This is a genomic window from Enterobacter sp. E20, assembly GCF_000801755.2.
Lineage (GTDB): Bacteria > Pseudomonadota > Gammaproteobacteria > Enterobacterales > Enterobacteriaceae > Enterobacter > Enterobacter asburiae_B.
In genome coordinates this window covers 614116-639694 of record NZ_CP012999.1, presented here as the reverse complement: position 1 = coordinate 639694, position 25579 = coordinate 614116, and the positions used below count along the sequence as shown (strand labels likewise).

At 55.4% G+C, this 25579-nt stretch carries 27 protein-coding genes and 3 tRNA genes; 20 read left to right on the top strand and 10 right to left on the bottom strand.

Going from position 1 to position 25579, the window contains the following annotated elements:
• Positions 1–53: 53 nt before the first annotated feature.
• From prfC to NI40_RS03025, 4 genes are all read right to left on the bottom strand, one after another.
• Positions 54–1643, bottom strand: a complete 1590-nt coding sequence (gene prfC, locus NI40_RS03040; protein ID WP_039260911.1) for a peptide chain release factor 3 — start codon at positions 1641–1643, stop codon at positions 54–56.
• Positions 1644–1734: 91 nt separating this feature from the next.
• On the bottom strand, positions 1735–2412 hold the full coding sequence (yjjG, locus tag NI40_RS03035; protein WP_039260913.1) for a pyrimidine 5'-nucleotidase: 678 nt from the start codon (positions 2410–2412) through the stop codon (positions 1735–1737).
• A gap of 19 nt (positions 2413–2431) precedes the next feature.
• Positions 2432–2875 (bottom strand): ribosomal protein S18-alanine N-acetyltransferase, encoded by a 444-nt coding sequence (rimI, locus tag NI40_RS03030; RefSeq protein ID WP_033144573.1) that lies wholly within the window; start codon positions 2873–2875, stop codon positions 2432–2434.
• The gene (locus NI40_RS03025) at positions 2844–3257 is read right to left on the bottom strand and encodes a DNA polymerase III subunit psi (protein WP_033144572.1); all 414 of its coding nucleotides are present in this window, start codon (positions 3255–3257) and stop codon (positions 2844–2846) included. The genes rimI and NI40_RS03025 overlap by 32 nt, the downstream gene beginning before the upstream one ends.
• A 102-nt stretch (positions 3258–3359) precedes the next feature.
• On the opposite strand from NI40_RS03025, the gene rsmC reads away from it, so the two are divergent.
• The 4 genes from rsmC (at position 3360) to NI40_RS03005 (ending at position 4881) form a co-directional block, all read left to right on the top strand.
• The gene (rsmC, locus tag NI40_RS03020) at positions 3360–4388 is read left to right on the top strand and encodes a 16S rRNA (guanine(1207)-N(2))-methyltransferase RsmC (protein ID WP_029740018.1); all 1029 of its coding nucleotides are present in this window, start codon (positions 3360–3362) and stop codon (positions 4386–4388) included.
• 172 nt (positions 4389–4560) lie between these two features.
• Positions 4561–4647 (top strand) — tRNA-Leu (locus tag NI40_RS03015).
• 28 nt (positions 4648–4675) lie between these two features.
• Positions 4676–4762 (top strand) — tRNA-Leu (locus NI40_RS03010).
• Between the two features lie 33 nt (positions 4763–4795).
• Positions 4796–4881: transfer RNA gene (locus tag NI40_RS03005), tRNA-Leu, on the top strand.
• A 42-nt stretch (positions 4882–4923) separates the two neighbouring features.
• Here the strand turns inward: NI40_RS03005 and NI40_RS03000 are convergent.
• The gene (locus tag NI40_RS03000) at positions 4924–5193 is read right to left on the bottom strand and encodes a DUF1435 domain-containing protein (protein ID WP_039260915.1); all 270 of its coding nucleotides are present in this window, start codon (positions 5191–5193) and stop codon (positions 4924–4926) included.
• Between the two features lie 215 nt (positions 5194–5408).
• Between NI40_RS03000 and NI40_RS02995 the strand changes: the two genes are divergently transcribed.
• Both NI40_RS02995 and fhuF read left to right on the top strand, forming a co-directional pair.
• Positions 5409–6473, top strand: a complete 1065-nt coding sequence (locus NI40_RS02995; RefSeq protein WP_039260916.1) for a GGDEF domain-containing protein — start codon at positions 5409–5411, stop codon at positions 6471–6473.
• Between the two features lie 95 nt (positions 6474–6568).
• Positions 6569–7357 carry a siderophore-iron reductase FhuF gene (gene fhuF, locus NI40_RS02990; RefSeq protein ID WP_033144570.1) on the top strand — a complete coding sequence of 263 codons (789 nt, stop codon included), beginning with the start codon at positions 6569–6571 and terminating at the stop codon, positions 7355–7357.
• A 95-nt stretch (positions 7358–7452) separates the two neighbouring features.
• Here fhuF and NI40_RS02985 read toward each other — a convergent pair whose 3' ends face one another.
• Positions 7453–8799 (bottom strand): PTS sugar transporter subunit IIC, encoded by a 1347-nt coding sequence (locus NI40_RS02985; protein WP_039260917.1) that lies wholly within the window; start codon positions 8797–8799, stop codon positions 7453–7455.
• 328 nt (positions 8800–9127) lie between these two features.
• Here NI40_RS02985 and NI40_RS02980 point away from each other — a divergent pair, with 328 nt between their 5' ends.
• Entirely contained in the window at positions 9128–9586 is a 459-nt protein-coding gene (locus tag NI40_RS02980) for a YbaK/EbsC family protein (protein WP_008502085.1), read from the top strand.
• A gap of 38 nt (positions 9587–9624) precedes the next feature.
• On the opposite strand, the gene bglJ is transcribed toward NI40_RS02980, so the two are convergent.
• A complete protein-coding gene (gene bglJ / locus NI40_RS02975) occupies positions 9625–10260 on the bottom strand; it encodes a DNA-binding transcriptional activator BglJ (protein ID WP_039260918.1) in 636 nt (211 codons plus the stop codon).
• Positions 10257–10994 (bottom strand): helix-turn-helix transcriptional regulator, encoded by a 738-nt coding sequence (locus NI40_RS02970; protein WP_039260920.1) that lies wholly within the window; start codon positions 10992–10994, stop codon positions 10257–10259. The genes bglJ and NI40_RS02970 overlap by 4 nt, the downstream gene beginning before the upstream one ends.
• A 409-nt stretch (positions 10995–11403) precedes the next feature.
• On the opposite strand from NI40_RS02970, the gene NI40_RS02965 reads away from it, so the two are divergent.
• The 10 genes from NI40_RS02965 (at position 11404) to NI40_RS02920 (ending at position 19430) form a co-directional block, all read left to right on the top strand.
• A complete protein-coding gene (locus NI40_RS02965) occupies positions 11404–12180 on the top strand; it encodes a threonine/serine ThrE exporter family protein (RefSeq protein WP_023310303.1) in 777 nt (258 codons plus the stop codon).
• Positions 12171–12644 (top strand): threonine/serine exporter, encoded by a 474-nt coding sequence (locus NI40_RS02960; protein ID WP_039262292.1) that lies wholly within the window; start codon positions 12171–12173, stop codon positions 12642–12644. The genes NI40_RS02965 and NI40_RS02960 overlap by 10 nt, the downstream gene beginning before the upstream one ends.
• 67 nt (positions 12645–12711) lie before the next feature.
• Positions 12712–13353, top strand: a complete 642-nt coding sequence (locus NI40_RS02955) for a TetR family transcriptional regulator (protein WP_033144567.1) — start codon at positions 12712–12714, stop codon at positions 13351–13353.
• Between the two features lie 41 nt (positions 13354–13394).
• A complete protein-coding gene (locus NI40_RS02950; RefSeq protein ID WP_033146484.1) occupies positions 13395–13847 on the top strand; it encodes a MarR family winged helix-turn-helix transcriptional regulator in 453 nt (150 codons plus the stop codon).
• Positions 13848–13930: 83 nt separating this feature from the next.
• Positions 13931–14359, top strand: coding sequence for an organic hydroperoxide resistance protein (locus NI40_RS02945; protein WP_023310299.1), 429 nt, complete (start codon positions 13931–13933; stop codon positions 14357–14359).
• A gap of 148 nt (positions 14360–14507) precedes the next feature.
• Positions 14508–15053: a primosomal protein DnaT gene (gene dnaT, locus NI40_RS02940; RefSeq protein WP_039262291.1), complete on the top strand. Its 546-nt coding sequence runs from the start codon at positions 14508–14510 to the stop codon at positions 15051–15053.
• The gene (dnaC, locus tag NI40_RS02935; protein ID WP_023334409.1) at positions 15050–15787 is read left to right on the top strand and encodes a DNA replication protein DnaC; all 738 of its coding nucleotides are present in this window, start codon (positions 15050–15052) and stop codon (positions 15785–15787) included. Before dnaT ends, dnaC begins: the two co-directional genes overlap by 4 nt.
• Positions 15788–15870: 83 nt before the next feature.
• Complete coding sequence (locus tag NI40_RS02930) at positions 15871–16353, top strand: DUF2501 domain-containing protein (RefSeq protein WP_080338145.1); 483 nt, start codon at positions 15871–15873, stop codon at positions 16351–16353.
• A gap of 270 nt (positions 16354–16623) precedes the next feature.
• The gene (opgB, locus tag NI40_RS02925; RefSeq protein WP_039262293.1) at positions 16624–18915 is read left to right on the top strand and encodes a phosphatidylglycerol--membrane-oligosaccharide glycerophosphotransferase; all 2292 of its coding nucleotides are present in this window, start codon (positions 16624–16626) and stop codon (positions 18913–18915) included.
• Positions 18915–19430 carry a GNAT family N-acetyltransferase gene (locus NI40_RS02920; protein WP_039262289.1) on the top strand — a complete coding sequence of 172 codons (516 nt, stop codon included), beginning with the start codon at positions 18915–18917 and terminating at the stop codon, positions 19428–19430. Before opgB ends, NI40_RS02920 begins: the two co-directional genes overlap by 1 nt.
• 90 nt (positions 19431–19520) lie before the next feature.
• On the opposite strand, the gene tsr is transcribed toward NI40_RS02920, so the two are convergent.
• Together tsr and hpaR are read right to left on the bottom strand one after the other, a co-directional pair.
• Complete coding sequence (gene tsr / locus NI40_RS02915; protein ID WP_033146482.1) at positions 19521–21185, bottom strand: methyl-accepting chemotaxis protein; 1665 nt, start codon at positions 21183–21185, stop codon at positions 19521–19523.
• A gap of 83 nt (positions 21186–21268) precedes the next feature.
• Positions 21269–21709, bottom strand: coding sequence for a homoprotocatechuate degradation operon regulator HpaR (hpaR, locus tag NI40_RS02910; protein WP_023334396.1), 441 nt, complete (start codon positions 21707–21709; stop codon positions 21269–21271).
• 271 nt (positions 21710–21980) lie between these two features.
• Here hpaR and hpaG point away from each other — a divergent pair, with 271 nt between their 5' ends.
• The 3 genes from hpaG to hpaD are packed head-to-tail and all read left to right on the top strand — an operon-like array spanning position 21981 to position 25575.
• A complete protein-coding gene (gene hpaG, locus NI40_RS02905) occupies positions 21981–23258 on the top strand; it encodes a 4-hydroxyphenylacetate degradation bifunctional isomerase/decarboxylase (RefSeq protein ID WP_039262288.1) in 1278 nt (425 codons plus the stop codon).
• The gene (hpaE, locus tag NI40_RS02900; protein ID WP_039262287.1) at positions 23255–24721 is read left to right on the top strand and encodes a 5-carboxymethyl-2-hydroxymuconate semialdehyde dehydrogenase; all 1467 of its coding nucleotides are present in this window, start codon (positions 23255–23257) and stop codon (positions 24719–24721) included. Before hpaG ends, hpaE begins: the two co-directional genes overlap by 4 nt.
• A gap of 2 nt (positions 24722–24723) precedes the next feature.
• Positions 24724–25575, top strand: a complete 852-nt coding sequence (gene hpaD / locus NI40_RS02895; protein WP_039262285.1) for a 3,4-dihydroxyphenylacetate 2,3-dioxygenase — start codon at positions 24724–24726, stop codon at positions 25573–25575.
• The last annotated feature ends 4 nt before the right edge of the window (positions 25576–25579 follow it).

The window sequence follows — 25579 nt, the reverse complement described above, 5'->3', positions numbered from 1 at the left end:
AATAAGACAGGAATTAAAGAAGAGCACGGCGGCAGCCGTGCTCTGAGAGGGGATTAGTGCTCGCGGGTTTTACGGAACTGAACGTCAGGGTAACGTTCCTGCGTCAGGTTCAGGTTCACCATCGTTGGCGCGATATAGGTCAGGTTATCGCCGCCATCCAGCGCCAGCTGAATTTCGTTCTTACGCTTAAATTCTTCGTATTTCTTCACGTCAGAACACTCAACCCAGCGCGCGGTCGCGACGTTCACAGACTCGTAAATCGCTTCCACGTTGTACTCGCTCTTCAGACGCGCGACAACCACGTCGAACTGCAGCACGCCGACCGCACCCACGATCAGATCGTTGTTCGCGATTGGGCGGAACACCTGCACGGCGCCCTCTTCGGAGAGCTGAACCAGGCCTTTCAGCAGCTGTTTCTGCTTCAGCGGATCGCGCAGACGGATACGACGGAACAGCTCCGGCGCGAAGTTCGGAATACCGGTGAACTTCATCATTTCACCCTGGGTAAAGGTATCGCCGATCTGAATCGTGCCGTGGTTGTGCAGACCGATGATGTCGCCCGGATACGCCTCTTCAACGTGCGAACGGTCGCCCGCCATAAAGGTCAGCGCATCGGAGATCACCACGTCTTTCCCGGTACGCACCTGGCGCAGCTTCATGCCCTTTTCATACTTACCGGACACCACGCGCATAAAGGCCACGCGGTCGCGGTGTTTCGGGTCCATGTTGGCCTGAATTTTGAACACGAAGCCGGTGAATTTCTCTTCCTTCGCTTCCACTTCACGGGTGTCGGTTTTACGCGGCATCGGGCGCGGCGCCCACTCCACCAGACCGTCCAGCATGTGGTCAACGCCGAAGTTACCCAGCGCGGTACCGAAGAAGACCGGGGTGATTTCACCGCTCAGGAACAGCTCTTTGTCGAACTCGTGAGACGCCCCCTTCACCAGCTCCAGCTCGTCGCGCAGCTGCGCGGCCAGCTCTTCGCCGACTGCCACGTCCAGCTCAGGGTTATCCAGACCTTTCACCACGCGAACGTCCTGAATGGTGTGGCCTTTACCGGTCTGATACAGGTAGGTTTCGTCTTTATAGAGGTGATACACCCCTTTGAACAGCTTACCGCAGCCAATTGGCCAGGTGATGGGCGCACAGGCGATTTTCAGCTCGCTTTCCACTTCGTCCATCACCTCCATCGGGTCACGGATGTCGCGGTCGAGTTTGTTCATAAAGGTGAGGATCGGCGTATCGCGCAGACGGGTAACTTCCATCAGCTTACGGGTCCGGTCTTCTACACCTTTCGCGGCGTCGATCACCATCAGACAGCAGTCCACCGCCGTCAGGGTACGGTAGGTATCTTCGGAGAAGTCTTCGTGGCCCGGGGTGTCCAGCAGGTTCACGAGGCAGTCGTGATACGGGAACTGCATCACTGAGGTGGTAATCGAAATACCACGCTGCTTTTCCATCTCCATCCAGTCAGATTTTGCGTGCTGGCTGGAGCCACGGCCTTTAACGGTACCGGCAGTCTGGATCGCCTGTCCGAACAGCAACACCTTCTCAGTGATGGTCGTTTTACCGGCATCCGGGTGCGAGATAATGGCAAAAGTGCGGCGCTTGGCCACCTCTTGCAGATAAGGAGACAACGTCATAATTAAATCTTCTTTTATAAGCGCGGCAGCACGCCACGCATCATGGAATACAAAATTGCGGCTATTTTACCCATCAATGGGGGGCAGGCAATCATTGTTTACACAGGAGTTGCTCCAGTTCGTTCAACGACGTCACGGTCCAGGTCGGCTCGATGCCTTCAGGCTTCACGCGGCCATGCGCGTTGAGCCAGACGGTCGACAAACCTGACTTCATGCCGCCCAGGATATCTGACTCTGCCGTATCACCCACCATCAGGACGCGATCGCGGTCAGGATGACCGGCCTGGGCCAGCGCGTAGTCGAAAATACGCGGATCCGGTTTAGGTACGCCCACCTCTTCGGAGATCACCAGCGCGTCGAAATGATCGCGCAGGCCGGTGCGCTCGAGGCGGATCTGCTGCAGGGCGGTAAAACCGTTGGTGATGATCCCCAGCTTCACCTTGCCTTTCAACGCATTCAGCAGGGAAACCGCACCCGGCAGTGGCGCACAGATATCGGCCATCGCGTTCAGGAAGGCATCGTTCAGCGTTCCCGGACTGACCTTTAAGCGTTCCGCCCAGACGTCAAAACGCTGGTGCTGAAGCTGTAACGCGGTGATGGCACCGTTCTGGTAATCCACCCACAGCGGCTTGTTTACCGCCTGATAGTCCTGAAAATCTTCAGCGGTGAAGGTCACGCTATAGTCGAGAAACATCCGCTGCAGGCCGCCGAACGAGTCAAACGTAAACAGCGTTTCGTCGGCATCAAAGAAAATCCAGTCCCATTTCATCGTTACAACCTTATATTCGTTATCCAATCGGCAGAGCCATTATGATGGCGTCTTCACGTCCCTCTGCGGTGGGGTAGTAGTTACGGCGGACCGTCGCCTCGTTAAAGCCTAAGCTTTCATAGAGCGCGATGGCGGCGACATTCGACGCGCGCACCTCCAGCCACAGGGTGAAAACGTCACGGGTTTCGAGCTCACGAATGAGGTGCTCGAGCAGTTCTCTTCCCAGCCCACGGCGCTGGAACGCGGGATCAACCGCAATATTAAACAGCGTCGCTTCATCAAGAACAACCTGCGTGATCGCGAAGGCGGCCATGGTGCCGTCAACGTCCAGACGGAAGTTCAGATACCGTTCGCCCTGATTGCTGGCGAAGGTTTTTTCGCTCCACGGAAAGGCGTGGGCGCGTGTTTCAATCGCAAACGCTGTGGTCAGGTCAGGCGTCGTGAGGGAAGAAATCGTGTTCATATTCGCAGATTTGTTGCCATAGCGCGCTGCGCGCTTTTGGGTTGGCTTTCAGTTCGTCCAGCGCTGGCGAGCAGATCTGGCTCCCCTGGAGGGGGATCTCGTTTGTCTCTCCGATACGCCAGCTGTTACAGCGGCTATCAGGAGGAAGCATCGCGACACGCTCTGGCGTCAGCTGTAAAACCTGGTCGGCCGTCATCTTCAGGCTGCGAAGGACATCATCGATCAGGGGTTCATTCAGGGCAGGCAGTTCTTCCGCCACCATCACCAGACGAACGTGCGCAGGGATGGAAATGGCGATTTCGCCCTGCAACGCCGTCGGGCGACGCAAAGCCCACTGGGTAATGCCCAGCTGCTGCAACTGCCAGTCTCGTCGGGATGTCATAGGGAAAACTCCTGTCTCTCAGGCGCGCAAATATAGCAAATGTGTCGAAAGTGCGCCATCTACCTACTATAATCCCCGCCTGAGTTTATTGAGGAACAATTCATGTCTGCATTTACCCCGGCAAGTGAAGTCTTGCTGCGTCACAGTGATGATTTCGAAGAAAGCCGTATTCTGTTTGCCGGAGATATGCAGGATGACCTGCCTGCGCGTTTCGACTGTGCTGAAAGCCGTGCCCACACCCAATACTACCACCACTGGCAGGTGCTGAGCCGCCAGATGGGCGAGCGCGCGCGCTTTAGCCTGGTGGCGGAGCAGAGCGATATCGCCGACTGCGATACGCTGATTTACTACTGGCCGAAGAACAAGCCTGAAGCCCAGTTTCAGCTGATGAACCTGCTCTCCCTGCTGCCGGTAGGCTGCGATATTTTCGTGGTGGGTGAGAACCGCAGCGGCGTGCGTAGCGCTGAACAGATGCTGGAAGGCTACGCGCCGCTGAATAAAGTCGACAGCGCACGCCGCTGTGGTCTTTATCATGGCCGTCTGGAAAAACAGACAACGTTCGATCCACAGGCATACTGGGACGAGTACCAGCTTGACGGCCTGACCATCAAAACCCTGCCGGGCGTATTCAGCCGCGACGCGCTGGATACGGGCAGCAAGCTGCTGCTCTCCACCCTGACGCCGCACACCAAAGGCAAAGTGCTGGACGTGGGCTGCGGCGCGGGCGTGCTCTCTACCGTGCTCGCCAGCCATTCACCCAAAGTGCGCTTAACCCTCTGTGACGTGAGCGCCCCGGCTGTTGAAGCCAGCCGCGCAACGCTTGCCGCAAACGGCATTGAAGGCGAGGTGATTGCCAGCAACGTCTTCTCCGACGTCACCGGTCGCTTCGACATGATTATCTCCAACCCGCCGTTCCACGACGGTATGGAGACCAGCCTTGAAGCGGCACAAACGCTGATCCGCGGCGCAACCCGTCATCTGAACAGCGGCGGCGAGCTGCGTATTGTCGCGAACGCCTTCCTGGCGTACCCGAAAGTGCTGGACGAAACCTTCGGCTTCCACGAAGTGATCGCCCAGACCGGCCGCTTTAAGGTCTACCGTACCGTCATGACGCGCCAGGCCAAAAAGTAATCTCCGCTCCAGCAGGCCGGATAAGCACAAGCGCCATCCGGCTCCGCATGGCGCCTGCATCGGCCATTTTTGCAGCAATCAAGGCGTCGCGCGCACTTTTCTGTTGACGTAAAGCTGAAAACATCTAGAATGCGCCTCCGTGGTTACGATACTTTTACAGTATCGATGGTATGCGAAGGTGGCGGAATTGGTAGACGCGCTAGCTTCAGGTGTTAGTGTCCTTACGGATGTGGGGGTTCGAGTCCCCCCCCTCGCACCATAAATCACAATGATATTGCTCGCACTGGGCGAAGGTGGCGGAATTGGTAGACGCGCTAGCTTCAGGTGTTAGTGTCCTTACGGATGTGGGGGTTCGAGTCCCCCCCCTCGCACCAACGAGGCGATATCAACAATAGTAAGATGACTGTGCGAAGGTGGCGGAATTGGTAGACGCGCTAGCTTCAGGTGTTAGTGTCCTTAGGATGTGGGGGTTCGAGTCCCCCCCCTCGCACCAATTATCTTACATCCCTTCTGAAGTTTCCCTTGTTTTTCCCTGTTATTTCAAACTCATCAGTATCACCAGAATTCCACTGACCAGTGCTACGCATGATGGCAGCAAAACAAAGTGGCGAAGCTGCTTATGCCAGATCATGCCTGACGTGACTAACAGTCCTGACACAATGATCGCTTTCCAGGTATCAAGGGAGAGATCGGCAAACATCAACCCGCCGAGAATGGCTCCCGGTAGCAATACCCCCCAACCACTGCCAAGCGCCCTGTTCAACATGATCTGCCCTCTCGCAACGATAATGATAACCAATATCATATGACACAAGTTATCATTTGTCAGCTGAATGAATCAAAATCCATCGACCTTTACCTTTCCCGTAATGACAGGAATTGCCTAAGGTGATAAATTGCACACCTGTTAACAACATCTAAAGATTTTCTGATAATTACTCTTTGAGTTTTTTGCATGTTTTATTGCGAAACAGCACCTACTTATTTGTTTTAATTAAATTTTAATAAAAACGCACGACTATGACATCACAATCCTGGCGGTCTTTGGTTCACAGAAAATATCAATTGTCGTTACGTTTATTTTTATTTCTGAACGCAACTTCGGCAGTGTTCTCGGTAACAAATCCGCTCAATTCTGTACGCCTATTATCTGCCCCACTTATTGCTATTTTCTCCATCAGCACCGGCCTGTTCGTCTGGCACTGGAGAAAGCGCGCGCGGAAGATAAATATTCCCGTTGTTTCAGGGATCTTCGGTATTTTGTGGGCCTGGCAAATTGAGTCTAAATTCGCCTTAATTCCCCACGACCACGCGACGTATTTGTTAATCGCTCTATTAACGGTACTTTTTATCGGAACGCTGGCATTCGCGAGTAATATCAAAGCATTTACGCTGCACTCATTGCCCACCTTTATTGTCTGCCTGTGGCTAAGCGATCACGATATATGGCTGAGAATGACCTATTCTTTCGCACTTCCTGTGGTGGCAATTGCTATTCATAACATTTTGCAAACGCGTAACGACCGTTTCGCTCAGGAATTGCTCTCGCGCCTGTTGGAAGAGCGAGAAACCCTTACCGATCTCAGCATGATGGACCCGCTTACCGGGCTCTATAATCGTCGCGGTCTGCAAAGCCGTCTGGAGAACCTGCCGACGGTAGAAAATGGCGAGCACTTTGTCCTGCTGATGGATATCGATCACTTCAAAGCCTATAACGATCACTATGGCCATATGATGGGCGATCAGGCGCTGAAGCGCGTCTCTGCGGCAATCCGCGACGCCGTGCGTTCTCGCGATATTGTGGCGCGTTTTGGCGGAGAAGAGTTCATGGTGCTGCTGACCAATATTTCACTCGAACATGCTCGCCAGACGGCCGAGCGGATCCGTCAGAAAGTCTACGATTTGAAAATCCCGCATCTGTTTAACGAGAGTGTCGCGACAAACGTCACCATCAGCATTGGTATTGCCATTTTCGAGGATGAAGACGTGGAAGGCGCGCTGGAAAAAGCGGACAAAGCCCTCTACGAAGCAAAGCATATGGGGCGCAATAACATTCTGTTAAGTGAAGAGCTGCAGACGGCATAAACATCACGGCGGTGTCTTAAAGACAAAAGTCTTGCCATTGATATGAGCAATAGTTAGGATTGGCAATCATTATCATTTAGATTTCTATCTATACTATGGCTACGCATACCGCACACATCGTCGAGCCCCTCCTCTGGCGAGCGCCCCTCACCAGCGGGAATGCTTCGCTTGCGGATGCCATACGGGATAAGATTGCGGAGACGCGCGCCCACCTGCTGGACTTTATCCGCCTTGATGAAGCGCACCCGAACCACGCCATGACGCTCTCAGAGTGGCGTCAACCGACAAAACTGCAGTCGCTGCTGGCCACCTATTCCGACCATATCTATCGCAATCAGCCCACTCTTACGCGGGAAAATAAACCACTGCTTTCTCTTTGGGCGCAGTGGTATATCGGGCTGATGGTGCCTCCCCTCATGCTGGCGCTGTTAACCCAGAAGAGCATGCTGGAACTTTCGCCGGATAATTTCCACGTCGAGTTTCACGAAACCGGGCGCGCAGCCTGTTTCTGGATTGATCTGCACGAAGACCAGAACGCGGAACGCCTGACGGCTCAGGAACGCATGGAGCAGCTTATCACCCAGGCCCTGATCCCGGTCGTGGACGCGCTTGAAGCGACGGGAGAGATTAACGCGAAGCTTATCTGGAGCAATACGGGCTATTTAATCCACTGGTATTTAACGGAAATGAAGCCTCTGCTTGGTGATGAGAACGTTGATGCCCTGCGTCAGTCCTGTTTCTTTGCAAAACAGCTTTCCGATGGCCGTGACAACCCGTTATTCCGTACCGTCGTGCTCCGTGATGGGCTTCTGGTTCGCCGCACCTGCTGCCAGCGCTATCGCCTGCCGGACGTTAAGCAGTGCGGGGATTGCACGCTGAAATAATCGGCCACGGCCTGATGCCCTCATCCTGCCCCTCTCCCTCAGGGAGAGGGAACAAACACTAAAAACGGCAACCTAAGTTGCCGTTTTGCTTTAACCTAAGCCACCTGCTGATTGTCCTCTTCCGCGTTACGCTGTGCCTCTTCCGCTTCCTGCTCCAGCAGCTGTTTCTCGTACACTTTGAAGAACGGGAAGTAGATGATTGCCGATACGCAGGCCAGAACCACAACCAGAATAGCCGCGCGGAAATCCCAGCCCAGAGCCCACGCTGCGCCTATTGGCGCTGGTGCCGTCCAGGGAACCACTGAGATGACGCGGCCAATCAGGTCAAACGTCATCGCCGCCCAGGCCAGCACGGCATTTACCATCGGTGCCAGCAGGAACGGAATAAAGAACACCGGGTTCATCACGATTGGCGTACCGAAGATAACGGGTTCATTGATGTTGAAGAAGCTGGGTACCACGCTCAAACGCCCGATAGAGCGTAAATGCGCTGAACGGCTACGCAGATAGCAAATCACCAGCCCCATCGTGGCGCCCGACCCGCCAATCACGATAAAGAACGTCCAGAACGCCTCCATAAAAATATGTGGCAGAGGCTGGCTGGCGGCCAGCGCGGTCTGGTTCGCACCCAGGTTAGTCAGCCAGAACATCTGCAGCATCCCGGAGACGATGGCGGCGCCGTGGATCCCGGCGAACCACAGCAGATGGCCAATCAACACGGCCAGCAGGATCGCAGGCAGGGAATCCGCTGCGGAAACCAGAGGTTTAAAGACCGACATAATGGCCTGCGGGATCAGCATGCCGAACTGAGACTGAATGAGCAGGCTCAGAGGATAAAGCGTCAACACCACTACCAGCACCGGGATGAGCAGATCAAAAGAGTTTTTGATCATCGGAGGAACCTGATCTGGCAGGCGAATACCGATGTTATGCGCCTTGAGGAAACGCATCATCTCAACGCAGTAGATCGCCACCAGGATCGCGGTAAAAATGCCCGTCCCACCCAGGCTATCGACAGGCAGCGTGCCTTTGGTTTTCGGTGCCGCGACCAGCAGAAACGCCATCAGCGACAGCATGGCGCACATAAACGGGTCTAACTGGTGCGATTTGACATAGTGTTTGCCAAGGTTATAGGCGATGGCCGCACAGATATAAATGGACATAATGCCCATCGTCATATCAAACGGCGTCAGGATTTGGCCTTCAAACTGCTTCGCCATATCCAGCCAGGCTCGGGCGAAACCCCAGGAGGTATCCGGCGAAAACGGCGGGTATGCGAACACTAACAGAAACGAACCCACAATCATAAATGGCATCGCAGAGATAAACCCATCACGGATAGCCATGACATGACGCTGGGAAGAGATCCGCCCGGCAATCGGGCTCACGTAATTTTCAACAAAACGGAATATCAGGTTAAACGCAGCATGGTTGGCAGACATGGCAGATCTCCTGTCAGACGTTTGTTACGGGCACATTTGCGCCGCACGTTGTTCCATAAATCACCTTCACAACCTTGCTGGCTTGTGGACCAGTGGTACTGCTCAGACGGAATGGTTTCATAATTTGCTCTTATTATTGGATACAGGGGACGTTACGTACTCAGTATTAATCGACGCATCACGCTCTGCAACCGGTTACTGTAACCGGTTTCTGTGATTGTGAAGAGGATCCAGAAATCAGCCGTTCGGGATATTTGTTACTGAAGAGATATTTACAGAGCATAAATTCTTATGACAGATTACGCAGGATATTTGTCAGGAGGAAACAATGAGTTTGCAGTCTGTACAGCAGTTTTTTGCCGACAACGCGCCGGATATAGACGTTATTGAACTTAGCCAGAGTACTGCTACCGTTGCGTTGGCTGCTGCCGCCCATCGTGTTGAACCGGGACAAATCGCCAAGACCTTGTCATTAAAGGTGAAAAATGAGGTGATACTGGTGGTGGCGAAAGGCGATGCGCGCCTGGATAACAAAAAGCTGAAAGATACGTTTGGTGCAAAAGCGCGCATGCTCAGCAGTGATGAAGTGGTGACCATCACCGGTCACCCCGTTGGCGGCGTGTGCCCGTTCGGCCTTGAAAACCCGCTCGCGGTTTACTGCGATATCTCATTAAAGCAGTACGCCGAAGTTCTGCCCGCAGCAGGCGCAATTCATAGTGCCGTGCGTATTTCACCTGACAGAATGGCAGAGCTGACTTCCGCAAAATGGGTTGATGTTTGCATCTGATTGATGCGCCAGAGCCTGTCTGGCGCTCATCAGGCAGGTTATAAAAAAGTCGGCTTGCTGAGTATCGAACTTCGCGGTTCTCTTGCCGAAAGGTGGGTAATAATATCCGCCGCATCGAGCAGCCCTACGTCAGAATTCACCCCCAGCTTGACCATCGCATTAAACTTATGCGCCCGGATGGTCTTAATATTGCGTTCAAGCTGTGCCGCGATTTGAGGAATGGAATAGCCGCAAGACATATAACACAATATTGCCCGTTCCGTTGGGCTTAACATTCTGCTTTGACTCTGGTACCAGTGATTCATCATATTGTCATTGATGCGCAGGGTTTCGCTCAGCAACACCATGAGTTCCTTCTGCAGGAGCTCAAGCTTCAGCGATTTACTGACCACACCGTGAAGGCGTGACGGGGAAAGATGGCTAATCAATCTTGCTTCCATCTCATCAGCGACCAGGATAATGCGCTGGATATGGCCATGCGTAAACGCAAAATCCCGCAGGTGCGCCAGGCAGCTACGACGCTCTTCTCGCGCATCGGAATATGAATAGATCAGCGAGAAAAAATTGATGTGCTGAAGTGCTTTCTTAAAGCTGTCAAATTCACTAAACAGATGCAGCTGATAATGATTCAGGCCGGGCATCGCAAAAAGATGCTGCAGCCCAACAGCACTCATCGTGCAATTTTCGACGATGGCGATATGTCTTGTTGAATCGGTTTTTTCCATTCCTCGAACTCTCCATAGGCTGACATCAAACTCAGCTCTCGCATTCCCTGTGTACTGTTTATCCAGGCGTACATATCGGCATTACTGCGTAATGACAGCCGTCGCATCGCACTGTTTTTCTGCGCACTGACGGTTTTATTGCTCTTCTTGAGCAATGTGGCGATTTGGTTAATCCCCCATCCTTTACCTAACAGTCGCAAAACTTTGCGTTCGGAGTGCGTAAGGGCAATAACGTTTTCGTCTTCGTCCTCCGTACTTTGAGGTTCAGGGGCTAACAACGTCTGGCTTACCCGCTCTGCGCGTTCACTACCTGCCCGAATAGCGTTAACCAGGCCTTCAATGGGTTCCATATCAGAAAGCAACGTACTTTCCGGGCGCACAAGTAGCTCAACGGCAATAGGGTTAAGCGGCCGCGAAACTAAAAAGATCCAGTGAATGTTCCGGTATTGATTCAATAAATTGAAATACTCTTCGAGCGCGCCCCGAGGATTCCAGTATTCGCCTGTAATATCGGCAATGATGACGTCAGCGCGGCGTAGCTGGAGCAGTGTTAACTCCTGCAATGAGCTGCAATAGGTCAATTCAAAATCGGGAAAATGGCGAGTCATTACGCCCCCCAACCCGTTTTGCATGACCGGTATCCGGCTAATGATAACGCTATGCTTACCGTGCAAAGACAACATAGACCCTCCGTGTCCATTCTTCATGTGATGAGTAACGTTAAAATGCATCAACGTATGAGTATTTTCGTCCCTGAGTGTAAAGCAGGTTAATACAAGCAGAAGATGAGATGTATTCTTAGTTTAAGAAATACCTAAACAGCAGTAATATCTCACAAAGCGAAATTAAATTTAATTGCAGTGTCATTAAAATAACTACAATATAAAATTAGAATAACTAAATATATATAACTTATCTTTCAATAATTATAATTCACCAGAATGATGAATTAATCCCAACCCCTTCCGCACGTAGGGGCTGCAACTGTTTGCATAAACCTTGATCTGGCCCACAGCAAGAGGCACTGCACTTTGTGCTAAAAGTAATCGCTATGGGCCAACCGGCAACTTTCCACCTTCTTCAGGACAATACATGCAGGCAGATCGGTCAACGCAGCGTGCTATCACGCGGCTATGTATTCAGTGCGGTCTTTTTCTGCTCCAGCACGGCGCGGAAAGCGCGCTGGTTGAGGAGCTTTCCACCCGGCTGGGACTGGCGCTGGGTATGGATAGCGTTGAAAGCGCTATTTCATCTAATGCCATCGTGCTGACCACGATCAAAGACGGCCAGTGCCTGACCTCCACCCGCAAAAACCATGATCGCGGCATTAACATGCATGTCGTGACCGAAGTGCAGCACATCGTCATCCTTGCTGAACATAAGCTTCTCGATCTTCGGGAGATTGAAAAACGGTTCAGCCAAATTAAGCCATTGCGTTATCCGCGCTGGCTTGTCGTAGTGATGGTAGGGCTGTCTTGCGCCTGCTTTTGTAAGCTCAATAAAGGCGGCTGGGACGGCGCGATCGTCACCTTTTTCGCCAGCAGTATCGCCATGTATGTTCGCCAGCTGCTGACGCACCGGCAGCTGCATCCGCAAATTAACTTCTGCATTACCGCGTTTGTCGCCACCACGGTTTCCGGCCTGCTGCTGCGCCTGCCGCAGTTTGCCACTACCCCGACAATTGCCATGGCCGCCAGCGTGCTTCTGCTGGTTCCGGGCTTTCCGTTGATTAACGCCGTCGCCGACATGTTTAAAGGACACATCAATACCGGTCTGGCACGCTGGGCTATTGCCAGCCTGCTGACGCTGGCGACCTGCATCGGCGTTGTGATGGCCATGACACTCTGGGGGTTACGCGGATGGGCGTGATAGGTTTTCTGCTGGCGCTGGCACAGGACATGCTTCTGGCCGCCATTCCTGCCGTCGGCTTTGCGATGGTGTTTAACGTTCCGCAACGCGCTCTGCGATGGTGTGCGCTGCTGGGCGCGATTGGCCATGGCTCGCGAATGGTGATGATGACCGCAGGATTTAACATCGAATGGTCGACATTTATGGCCTCCATGCTGGTTGGCAGTATCGGCATTCAGTGGTCGCGCTGGTATCTGGCGCATCCCAAGGTGTTCACCGTCGCCGCCGTGATCCCAATGTTCCCCGGCATATCTGCCTATACGGCGATGATTTCCGCGGTGAAAATCAGCCACTTTGGCTACACCGAGCCTCAGATGATCCTTCTCCTGAGCAACTTTCTTAAGGCGTCGTCCATCGTCGGCGCGCTCTCTATCGGGCTGTCGATCCCCGGGCTGTGGCTGTACCGCAAACGCCCACGCGTTTGATATTTGTGTTATTTCGCTGCCATGGAGATAATCTTTCTGGTCCGTTTGGTGAAAATAAGGAAAGGATGTGGCTAACCCTGGCAGCGAACACCCCGAGCACAGCGAAGAATCCAGCCTGAAAGAGAAAATTTTTCAGAGCGCCATCGCGCTTTTTGCCGAGTATGGATTGAACGGTGCCCGCATGGAGCAGATCGCGGAGAAAGCGGGTACCACCAAACGCATGGTGGTTTATCATTTTAAGAATAAAGAGAATCTCTATCTCCTGGTTCTGGAACATGTTTACACCCAGATTCGCGCCAGTGAAAAAGCGCTAAGCCTGGCGGGAATGCCCCCCGTCGAAGCGCTGGTCAACCTGGTTGAAGCCACCTTTGACTATCATGCCGACCACCCGGACTACATCCGGATTATCTGCATGGAAAACATGCAGCGGGGCCGCTTTATGCAGCAGTCGAGCTATCTTCGCCAGGTTAACCGTAGCGCGCTAGACCTGCTGGAGGGCATCCTGCTCCGGGGCAAAGAAAAGCAGCTCTTCAGCCAGACGGTTGACGCCCGCGATCTTCACCGCCTGATAAGCAGCTTCAGCTTTCACTACGTTGCCAACAGCTACACCTTCACGCTCCTGTTTGAAGACGGGGCGGACGAACAGGCTCAGCGCCAGCACTACCGCAAAATGGCCGTTCAGGTGGCGCTCCGCTACACCTGCCCATAAAATTGCTTGCAATTAAATCGCACACTATCTATATTCATCTTATGAACGCGAAAACGAACGACGCAACCGCTGCGCTCAAGCTGGATAACCAGCTCTGCTTTGCTCTCTATTCGGCAAATCTGGCGCTTAATAAGCTATACCGGCAACTGCTAGCACCGCTGAACCTGACTTACCCGCAATATCTGGTGATGCTGGTGCTGTGGGAGCAGGATGACGTCACGGTGTCGGACATCGGCGAACGCCTGTTTCTGGATTCTGCGACACTGACGCCGCTGTTAAAACGGCTGGAAAGCGGTGGGTTAATCAACCGTCACCGTTCGCGTAAAGACGAACGTCAGGTCGCCGTTACCCTGAGCGAAGCGGGACGTGAACTGCAGCAGCAGGCATTGGGTATTCCCCATGCGGTGGGTTGCGCAGCGCAGTGTGATACCGACACTTTGCTGGCGCTCAAACAGCAGCTCGAACTTTTGCGACAACAGCTACACCGCGCGTAAAGCTATACTTTACGCGTGATTATTACCCATATATATCGCACGCTATTTAATAGCACACATTAAAGCAAGATGAGGAACCTGCCATGTCTTTAGAAAAAGTAGTGTATACCGCCAAAGCAAAAGCAACCGGTGGCCGTGACGGCCGCGCGACCTCTTCCGATGGCGTACTGGACGTAAAACTGGGCGTGCCAAAAGAGATGGGCGGCATGGGCGGAGAAGTGACGAACCCTGAGCAGCTATTTGCTGCGGGCTACTCTGCCTGCTTCCTGGGCGCGATGAAGTTCGTGGCCGCACGCGACAAATTCACCCTGCCAAAAGATGCCTTTATTGAAGGCGAAGTGGGTATTGGACCGCTGCCTACCGGTTTTGGTATCGAGGCAAAACTGAACATCCACGTTGAGGGTATGGATCCCGCGGAAGCCAAAAAGCTGGTCGATGCGGCGCACATTGTTTGCCCGTACTCTAACGCGACCCGCGGCAACATCGACGTGACCCTGAATATCATCGCGTGATAAATACCTGATGGCGCTGTGCTTTTCAGGTCTACGACCGTAGCCCCGGTAAGCGCAGCGCCACCGGGGAAATCCCCTCCTTCCCTTTCCTCTCTCTGTGCTACCATAAGCCCATATCACGCCCGTAGTAATCAGTAGAGTAAGCGTTATGTCCTCCAGAATTCTGACCACCAGCATTGCTGGCATTGATGCCTTTATGCGCGACCCACGCGGTGTGTTGACCCATGCCGAAGGCGGCACGGTTGCGGTTTTTGCCGACAACGCGCCGGCGTTTTACGCAATCACGCCGGAACGTCTGGCACAGCTTCTGGAGATTGAAGCGCAACTGTCACGCCCGGCGAGCGATATCACGCTGGACAACCAGTTCTTTGATGAGCCGGTCAACGTTCCCGTGACCGTTCCGATGGGAAAATTTGCCCTGTACGCGGGCTGGCAGCCGGATACGGATTTTCAGCGGCAGGCCGCGCTGTGGGGCATTGCGCTAACCCAGCCGGCCACCGCGGAAGAGCTCGCCGCGTTTACCGCCTGGTGGCAGGCGGAAGGGAAAGTCTTCACCCACATTCAGTGGCAGCAAAAGCTCGCGCGTCATCTTCAAATTACCCGCGCCGGCAACAACGGCCAGCCCAAACGCGATATCAACGCGTTTTCCGAACCGGATAAACAGATCCCCAGCGGATTCCGAGGTGCGAAATGAAGAACGTCGGCGACCTGATGAAACGTCTGCAAAAAATGATGCCTGCCAACGTGAAGCCCGCTTTCACCACGGGTGAAGAGCTGCTGGCGTGGCAAAAAGAGCAAGGTGAGATCCGCGCCGCCGCGCTCGCCAGGGAAAACCGGGCGATGAAAATGCAGCGCACCTTTAACCGCTCCGGTATCCGTCCCCTCCACCAGAACTGCTCGTTCGATAACTATAAAGTCGAAACCAACGGACAAATGAACGCCCTTGCCGCCGCCCGTCAGTACGTGGATGAATTCGACGGCAATATCGCCAGCTTCATCTTTAGCGGCAAGCCGGGTACCGGAAAAAACCACCTTGCAGCCGCCATCTGCAACGAGCTGCTTCTGCGGGGTAAATCGGTTCTTATCATCACCGTGGCCGATATCATGTCCGCGATGAAAGACACCTTCAGCAACCGCGAAACCAGCGAAGAGCAATTGCTCAACGATCTGAGCAATGTCGATTTACTGGTCATCGACGAGATTGGCGTTCAGACAGAATCCCGCTATGAAAAAGTGATCATCAACCAGATTGTCGACCGCCGCTCCTCGTCCAAACGCCCCACCGGCATGCTGACGAACCACAATATCGACGAGATGACCCGCTTACTGGGTGAACGCGTCATGGACCGCATGAAGCTGGGTAACAGTCTTTATGTCATCTTCGACTGGGAAAGTTACCGCAGCCGCGTTACCGGCAAAGAGTATTAAGACAGTTCCAGGAATCGCCGCCTGGGCACAGGTATATACTGGAACCCCTTCGGCCCAAAACGGACCTTTTTGAGAGAGCCATGATGAAAAAACACATTCTAATCAGCACCTTTTTAGGCGCGCTGCTGGTGACCGGCGCAGCGCAAGCGGCGTCCTGGCAGGAGTCCCTGTCAAGCGCGGCAAATGAGCTGACCAAAGAGAGCAGCAGCTCTCAGGGTGGACTCTCCGCCTCTTCCCTCACCAGCCTGCTGGGCAACAGCTCTCAGAGCCTTAGCGCGGGCACGATGAACAACGCGGCGGGGATTCTGGAATATTGCGCGAAGCAAAAGCTGGCCTCCGTGACCGACGCGCAAAACGTGAAAAACCAGGTGCTGGGTAAACTGGGTCTGGATACCCAGGAGCAAAAAGCGGACACCAACTATATGGACGGCATTCAGGGCCTGCTTAACGCGCAAAACGGGCAGCAGCTTAACCTGAGCACCCTCGGCAACTCTTCTCTGGCAAAACAGGTGAAAACCAAGGCCTGCGATCTGGTGCTGAAACAAGGCGTTAATTTCATCTCCTGATCCACCCCTTTTTCTGCCACAACACGCCGCGTTTAATGCGATAGTCTTACAACGCGGCGCTAAACGAGCGTTTTTCCCACCTGCCACCGTCTCAGCGTCCGTTTGTCAGGATGCGACCTTCTTCATAAAAACGATTTTCTAAACCAAATCCTAACAACAGCACACTTTCGTGACACTAAAATTGCAGCTTAACGACATCGCAATTACATTGTATGACCCAAAAAATAAACAGTTAGCCAGCGAAGCACCTGGCGTCATGAGGATATGCTGTTGTCAGAATTCATGTCTCTTATCCTTTTTCTGGCTTCTGTCGGCGTTTACGCCTGGAAAGCCGGCCGTCACACCTGGTGGTTTATCGCCACGCTGGTGGTACTCGGCATTTTTATTATTTTAAACATTACCTTATACGCCAGCGACTACTTTACCGGTGACGGTATTAACGATGCGGTGCTCTACACGCTAACGAACAGCCTGACGGGCGCGGGTGTGGGCAAGTACATTCTTCCGGGGCTCGGCCTTATCGTCGCGCTGGTGACGATTTTTGGCGCGCTGGCCTGGGTGCTGCGTCGACGTCGCCATCTTCCGCACCATCATGGCTACAGCCTGCTGGCGTTATTCCTGGCGCTGGCCTCCGTCGACGCCAGCCCGGCGTTCCATCAGATCACCGAGCTGGTGAAATCCCAGTCGCGCGACGGCGATCCGGATTTCGCGGCTTACTACAAAGAACCGTCCAAAACGATCGCCAGCCCGAAGCTCAACCTGGTCTACATCTACGGCGAAAGCCTGGAACGCACGTACTTTGATAACGATGCTTTCCCGAACCTGACGCCGGACCTGGGCGCGCTGAAAAACGAAGGTCTCGACTTCAGCCACACCATGCAGCTGCCGGGTACGGATTATACGATTGCCGGGATGGTTGCCTCACAGTGCGGTATCCCGCTGTTCGCGCCTTTTGAAGGTAACGCCTCAGCCTCGATGTCGACGTTCTTCCCACAGAATATTTGCCTCGGCGATATCCTGAAAAACTCCGGCTACGAAAACTATTTTGTGCAGGGGGCAAACCTGCGCTTTGCCGGAAAAGACGTGTTCCTGAAATCCCACGGTTTTGACCACCTGTATGGCTCAGAGGAGTTAAAAACGACGGTTGCCGATCCGAACTACCGCAACGACTGGGGCTTCTATGACGATACGGTACTCGACGAAACCTGGAAGAAATTCGAGGAGCTTTCCCGCGCGGGCAAGCGTTTCTCCCTCTTTGCGCTGACGGTGGACACCCACCATCCGGACGGGTTCGTCTCGCGCAGCTGCAAACGCAAAAGCTATGACGTGGATGGCAAAAACAACACGTCTTTCAGCGCCGTGACCTGCAGCCAGGAGCACATTGCCGCGCTGGTCGATAAAATCAAAGCCTCGCCCTGGTTCAAAAACACGGTCATCGTCGTTTCGTCTGACCATCTGGCGATGAAAAACAGCGCCTGGGATCGGCTCAACAAGCAGGATCGCAGCAACCTGTTCTTCGTCCTGCGCGGCGACCAGCCGCAGCAGGAGGTCATTGCCACCAAACGCAACTCCATGGATAACGGCGCAACCGTGCTGGACATTCTGGGAGGCGACAACTTTATTGGCCTGGGCCGCAGCACGCTGTCGGGGCAATCCCTGTCGGAAGTCTTCCTCAACATGAAGGATAAAATCCTCGCCTGGAAGCCAGACATCATCCGCCTGTGGAACTTCCCGAAAGAGATGAAGGACTTCACCGTCGATCGGGATAAAAACACGATTTCCTTCTCGGGCAGCAGCTTCCGTCTGCCGCTGCTGGTGCGCGTGTCGGCGGGGCGCGTCGAGCCGCTGCCGGAAAGCGAATATTCCGCGCCGCTGCGCTATCAGCTGGCCGATTTTGCCCCACGCGATAACTTCGTCTGGGTCGACAGATGTTACAAGATGGGCCAGCTCTGGTCGCAGCCGCTGGCGCTTTCTACCGACTGGTGCGTCTCTCAGGGTCAGCTCGGTGGGGAGCAAACCGTACAGCACGTGGATAAAGCCCAGTGGAAAGGCAAAACCGCGTTTAACGATACGGTGATTGATACCGCGCGCTATCAGCGTAACGTCGACATGCTGAAAATCAGCGATAACGACATTCGCTACAAAGCGGACAGCTTTATCTTTAACGTGGCCGGCGCGCCCGAGGAAGTGAAGCAGTTTAGCGGCATCTCGCGTCCGGAGTCCTGGGGGCGCTGGTCCAACGCGCAGCTGGGCAATGAGGTGAAAATTGAGTACGCCCATCCCCTGCCGGAACAATTCGACCTGGTGATCACCGCCAGAGCGTATGGCCCCAACGCTAACAAGCCCGTACCGGTTCGCGTGGGCAGCCAGGAGCAGATACTGACGCTCGGGAACGACGTGAGCACGCACACGCTGCATTTTGAGAACCCATCCCGCAGCAATACCCTGGTGATCGTGCCGCCGGAACCGCAGTCCACCAATGAAGGGAATATTCTCGGCCATTCACCGCGAGAGCTCGGCATTGGCATGGTCGAAATTAAAATTGTGAGTCGCGCAGGCTAATGGTCGACCTTAACCTCACCGTCCGCCCCACGCGTCCCGGCGACGTTGCCTCCCTGCCCGCCATTGAACGCGCGGCGGGCGAGCGCTTTCGTGAAGACCCGGAGCTCGCCTGGCTTGCCGACGGTGAGGTCATTTCCGCTGAGCAGCACCTTGAATATACCGAACGTGGGCTAAGCTGGCTGGCGCTGGCGAACGACCAGCCCGTCGGGTTTATCCTTGCCGAGGCCCACCCTTCATCACTGTTTATTGTCGAACTCTCGGTTGATCTGGACTGGCAGGGAAAAGGGATCGGCAGGCAGCTTATCGCCTGCGTGGCAGACCATGCCCGCACGCTGGGGCTGGCGTCGCTGACGTTGACGACGTTCAGGGACGTACCGTGGAACGCGCCGTTCTATGCAAAGCTGGGGTTTGAATACGTAGCTGAACTCACGCCTGAACTGCGTGAAAAACGTGAAGAAGAAGCAGCGCACGGCTTAGCGTATAACTCCCGCTGTGCCATGCGTCTGCCGCTTTGATATCGCCCGGTGGCGCTGCGCTTACCGGGCCTGCAACAACCTTCCGTAGGCCGGGTAAGGCGTAGCCGCCACCCGGCACAACGCACAGGGTTAGAACGTTTCCCAGTTATCGCCTGAATCGGCCGTCGCGGTTTTACGCGCCATCACCGGCGTGGAAACCGCTTTAGCCGCAGCGAATTCGCGCGCTTTCATCTGCTCCTGCTGAATGCGGAATACCGCCACGGCCTGAGTCAGACGGCTCGCCTGCTCTTCCAGTGCGGCCGCCGCTGCGGCAGATTCCTCTACCAGCGAGGCGTTCTGCTGGGTCACGCGATCCATCTCAGCGACCGCCAGACCCACCTGGTCGATACCGCGGCTCTGCTCGTCAGACGCAGAGGCGATTTCACCCATGATGTCCGTTACGCGGGTCACCGCGTTCACGATCTCACCCATGGTTTCACCGGCGCTTTCTACCAGCGTTGAGCCCACTTCCACGCGGCCCACGGAGTCTTCAATCAGGCTCTTGATTTCGCGAGCCGCCTGGGCGCTGCGCTGGGCCAGGTTACGCACTTCACCTGCCACCACCGCAAAACCACGGCCCTGCTCGCCCGCACGCGCCGCTTCTACCGCCGCGTTCAGTGCCAGAATGTTGGTCTGGAAGGCAATGCCGTCGATCACGCTGATAATGTCGGCAATTTTCTGCGAACTACCCGCGATATCGCGCATGGTCTGCACCACGTTATCCACCACTTTGCCGCCTTTCTGCGCGGTTTCAGAGGCGCTCAGCGCAAGGTGGCTCGCCTGACGGGCGTTTTCGGCGTTCTGCTTAACGGTTGCCGTCAGCTGCTCCATGCTGGCAGCGGTCTCTTCCAGGGAAGCGGCCTGCTGTTCAGTACGGGAAGAGAGGTCGTTATTGCCCATCGCAATTTCGCTCGCGCCGCTGTAGATCGCGTTCGCGCCGTTACGCACGTCGCCGACGGTACGCACCAGCTCACTCTGCATATGGCGCAGCGAGTCGGCCAGTTCACCCATCTCGTTGGTGCCCTGAACCTCAATGCGCTTCACCAGGTCGCCGCTGGCGATATGGCGAATGTTGTCGATCAGACGATTCAGCGGAGAGATCAGCGTCTGCTTGATGTTGAGCCAGACGGCCACGATCACCACCAGCACGGCAATCAGGACGCTGATCAGCACCCAGATAGCCTGGCTGTAGGAGCTGTTGCTGTCTTCGACCGCCGTCTGATACAGCTTGTCGTTCTGCTGCAGGTAGCTCACATACTGCTTCTCAAAACCGTCCTGATAGCTCTGGGTCGGCTGGTCGAAGAAGGCGTTGATTTTGCCGGCACCCAGCAGCTGAATCAGCTCCGCCAGCGCACCGTGGTAAATATCATAGTTACGCTTGATCTCCATGGCATCCGCATCGCTTTGACGCGGATCGCGCGGCAGGGCTTCGTAGGCAGCCCAGTTTTTTTCCGCCTGTTTCAGAGACGTAGACGCGATTTGCATCAAATCGTTAACGGTCGCACCGCTGCCGATATTGCTCTGATCCATCATGTAGCGGATACCCGCACGGTTCAGGGTATTACGGGTTTGCAGCAACGCTACCCAGCTGGCGTTCAGCGTGGATTGTTGCTGGCGAATGGTTTGCAGGACGGTGAAATTCTCTTTGTCATTCTTAAGGGCATTAAAGAAAAGACCACCGGACGTGAGTTGTAAAAGGCCAAATATCGCTAAAACCAGCATTAAGCTGGTGACAATCTTGATACGGTTTAACATGTTTTCTCATTCCTCAGACAGATACAGAATTTTCGGCCTGGAAAGGGAAAACTTTACGAAAATCATCCTGGAATTTGTGGTTTTTACTCTTCTTCCCGCGCTGCGTTATGCCGGTTTCCGAGTTCAATAAACTCTTCCAGCAGCGCCGTCAGCTGTTTCATCTTCTCCGGCGTGTATTCCGCCTCGATCTGCTGATACGCCTCTTCGACCTGTGCCTGGGCGTGTTCATACAGCGCATTCCCCTCTTTGGTCAGCGACACGTACAGCTTGCGCTGGTCGTTCACCGGCTTTAAGCGCAGCACCAGGCCGTCGCGCTCCATTCGCGTCAGAATGCCCGTCAGGCTCGGGCGCAGGATGCAGGTGCGAAACGCCAGATCGTGAAAATCCATCGACGGATGTTCAGCCAGCACGCGCACGATGCGCCACTGCTGCTCGGTCAGGTTATGGCGCTTCACGATCGGGCGGAAGTACGACATCGCCGCTTCCCGCGCCTGCAGCAGCGCGATGGTTAATGAATCATGCATAGCCTTTCCCCTTCCCATCATTAACAAGTAAACAATCCCTAAAAGATGCTTTTATAAACAACACGTTTTCCGTCAAAAAGTCTAACAGAAACCCATCAATTTTATTAAGTGTATGATTTTATTATCAATAAAACCCAGTATGTAAATTTATTGTTATTCACATCACAAATCTTTCACTTCTGATTGCGAAATAAACAGCAAAAGCATAAAACCAGATCATTAACATATTAATGAAATCACAACCCGGACCACCGGGGTGAGGAGTATATGAATGAAAGGTACCGTTTTTGCCGTCGCCCTCAACCATCAAAGCCAGCGTGAAGCCTGGCGTGAGGCCTTTGAAAAAGCTCCCTACAACACGCCGCCGAAAACGGCGGTGTGGTTTATCAAACCGCATAACACGGTGATTCGCGCGGGCGAGCCGATCCCCTTCCCGCACGGGGAAACGGTATTAAGCGGCGCGACGGTGGCACTGGTCGTGGGCAAAACCGCCAGCAAGGTTCGCGTGGAGGACGCCGCGGAGTACATCGCGGGATATGCGCTCGCCAACGAGGTGAGCCTGCCGGAAGAGAGCTTCTACCGCCCGGCCATCAAGGCCAAATGCCGGGACGGATTTTGCCCGCTCGGCGAGCTGGTTGCCGCTGATAACGTGGATAACCTGACCATCATCACCGAGATCAACGGCCGCGAAGCGGACCACTGGAACACGGCCGATCTTCAGCGCAGCGCCGCCGAACTGCTGAGCGCCCTCAGCGAGTTCGCCACCCTCAATCCCGGCGATGCGATCCTGCTCGGCACCCCGCAAAGCCGCGTTGAGATCCGCCCGGGCGATCGCGTGCGTATTCTGGCGGAAGGTTTTCCGCCGCTGGAAAACCCGGTGGTAGATGAACGCGACGTCGCTTTCACGCACAGCACGCCGCCGCACGCCACGCTGTTTGCCCTCGGTCTGAACTATGCCGACCACGCCAGCGAGCTGGACTTTAAGCCGCCAACCGAGCCGCTGGTATTTATCAAAGCGCCAAACACCTTCAACGGCGACGGCCAGACGTCGGTGCGCCCGAACAATATCGAATACATGCATTACGAAGCGGAGCTGGTGGTGGTCATCGGTAAAACCGCGCGTAAGGTCAGCGAAGCCGAGGCGATGGACTATGTTGCGGGCTATACGGTCTGCAACGACTACGCCATCCGCGACTACCTGGAAAACTACTACCGACCGAACCTGAGGGTGAAAAACCGGGACGGGCTGACCCCCATTTCCCCAAACATCGTGCCAAAAGAAGCCATCCCCGATCCGCACAACCTCGCCCTGCGCACCTTCGTCAACGGCGAGCTGCGCCAGGAAGGCACCACCGCCGATCTCATTTTCAGCATCCCGTACCTGATTGCGTACCTGAGCGATTTTATGACCCTGCAGCCGGGCGACATGATTGCCACCGGCACGCCGAAGGGGCTGTCCGACGTGGTGCCGGGCGATGAAGTGGTGGTGGAAGTGGAAGGCGTGGGACGCCTGGTGAACCGGATTGTCAGCGAGGAGACTGCAAAATGAAAAAGATTAACCACTGGATCAACGGTAAAAACGTCGCCGGAAGCGAGTACTTCCACACTACCAACCCGGCCTCCGGCGAGGTATTAGCGGAAGTCGCCGCCGGCGGTGAAGCTGAAGTTCACCAGGCCGTCGCCGCCGCCAAAGAGGCGTTCCCGAAATGGGCCAACCTGCCGATGAAGGAGCGCGCGCGCCTGATGCGTCGTCTGGGCGACCTGATCGGCCAGAACGTGCCCGAGATCGCCGCCATGGAAACCGCCGACACCGGCCTGCCGATCCACCAGACCAAAAACGTGCTGATCCCGCGCGCCTCACACAACTTCGAGTTCTTCGCCGAGGTGTGCCAGCAGATGAACGGCAAAACCTACCCGGTCGACGACAAGATGCTCAACTACACCCTGGTGCAGCCGGTGGGCGTCTGCGCGCTGGTGTCGCCGTGGAACGTGCCGTTTATGACCGCCACCTGGAAGGTCGCACCGTGCCTGGCACTCGGAAACACCGCGGTGCTGAAGATGTCTGAACTCTCCCCGCTGACCGCCGACCGTCTGGGCGAGCTGGCGCTGGAGGCGGGCATTCCGGCGGGCGTGCTCAACGTGGTGCAGGGCTACGGCGCGACGGCAGGCGACGCGCTGGTGCGCCATCACGACGTGCGCGCCGTCTCCTTCACCGGCGGCACCGCCACCGGGCGCAACATCATGAAAAACGCCGGGCTGAAGAAATACTCCATGGAGCTGGGCGGCAAATCCCCGGTGCTGATTTTTGAAGATGCCGACATCGAGCGCGCGCTGGACGCCGCCCTGTTCACCATCTTCTCCATCAACGGAGAGCGCTGCACCGCCGGCTCGCGCATCTTCATCCAGCAGAGCATCTACCCGGAATTCGTGAAGCGCTTTGCCGAGCGCGCCAACCGCCTGCGCGTGGGCGACCCGACCGATCCGAACACCCAGATCGGCGCACTCATCAGCAAGCAGCACTGGGAGAAAGTCTCCGGCTACATCCGCCTCGGCATTGAAGAGGGTGCAACCCTGCTGGCGGGCGGCCCGGACAAACCGACCGACCTGCCTGCACACCTGAAGGGCGGCAATTTCCTGCGCCCGACCGTGCTGGCGGACGTCGACAACCGCATGCGCGTGGCGCAGGAGGAGATCTTCGGGCCGGTGGCCTGCCTGCTGCCGTTTAAGGACGAAGCGGAAGGCCTGCGGCTGGCCAACGACGTGGAGTACGGCCTGGCGTCATACATCTGGACCCAGGACGTCAGCAAAGTGCTGCGCCTGGCGCGGAATATCGAAGCGGGGATGGTGTTCGTCAACACCCAGAACGTGCGCGACCTGCGCCAGCCGTTTGGCGGCGTGAAGGCCTCCGGCACCGGCCGCGAGGGCGGCGAGTACAGCTTCGAAGTGTTCGCGGAGATGAAGAACGTCTGCATCTCCATGGGCGACCATCCGATTCCAAAGTGGGGGATCTGACCATGGGTAAATTAGCGTTAGCGGCAAAAATCACCCACGTTCCGTCGATGTACCTCTCCGAGCTGCCGGGGAAAAACCACGGCTGCCGCCAGTCGGCCATCGACGGGCATAAAGAAATCAGCAAGCGCTGCCGCGAGCTGGGCGTGGACACCATCATCGTGTTCGACACCCACTGGCTGGTGAACAGCGCGTACCACATCAACTGTGCGGACCATTTTGCGGGCGTCTACACCAGCAACGAGCTGCCGCACTTTATCCGCGACATGACCTACGACTACGACGGCAACCCGGCGCTCGGCCAGCTGATTGCCGACGAGGCGGTGAAGCTCGGCGTGCGCGCCAAAGCGCACAACATCCCGAGCCTCAAGCTGGAGTACGGCACGCTGGTGCCGATGCGCTACATGAACGCGGATAAACACTTCAAAGTGGTCTCCATCTCGGCGTTCTGCACGGTCCACGACTTCGCCGACAGCCGCAGGCTGGGCGAGGCCATCGTCAGCGCCATCGAAAAATACGACGGCACCGTGGCGGTGCTCGCCAGCGGCTCGCTGTCGCACCGCTTTATCGACGACCAGCGCGCGGAGGAAGGGATGAACAGCTACACCCGCGAGTTCGACCGCCAGATGGACGAGCGCGTGGTGAAGCTGTGGCGCGAGGGGCAGTTCAAAGAGTTTTGCAGCATGCTGCCGGAGTACGCCGACTACTGCTACGGCGAGGGCAACATGCACGACACGGTGATGCTGCTGGGGATGCTCGGCTGGGACAAATACGACGGCAAGGTGGAGTTCCTCACCGAGCTGTTCGCCAGCTCCGGCACCGGCCAGGTTAACGCCGTTTTCCCGCTGCCCGCGTAAGGAG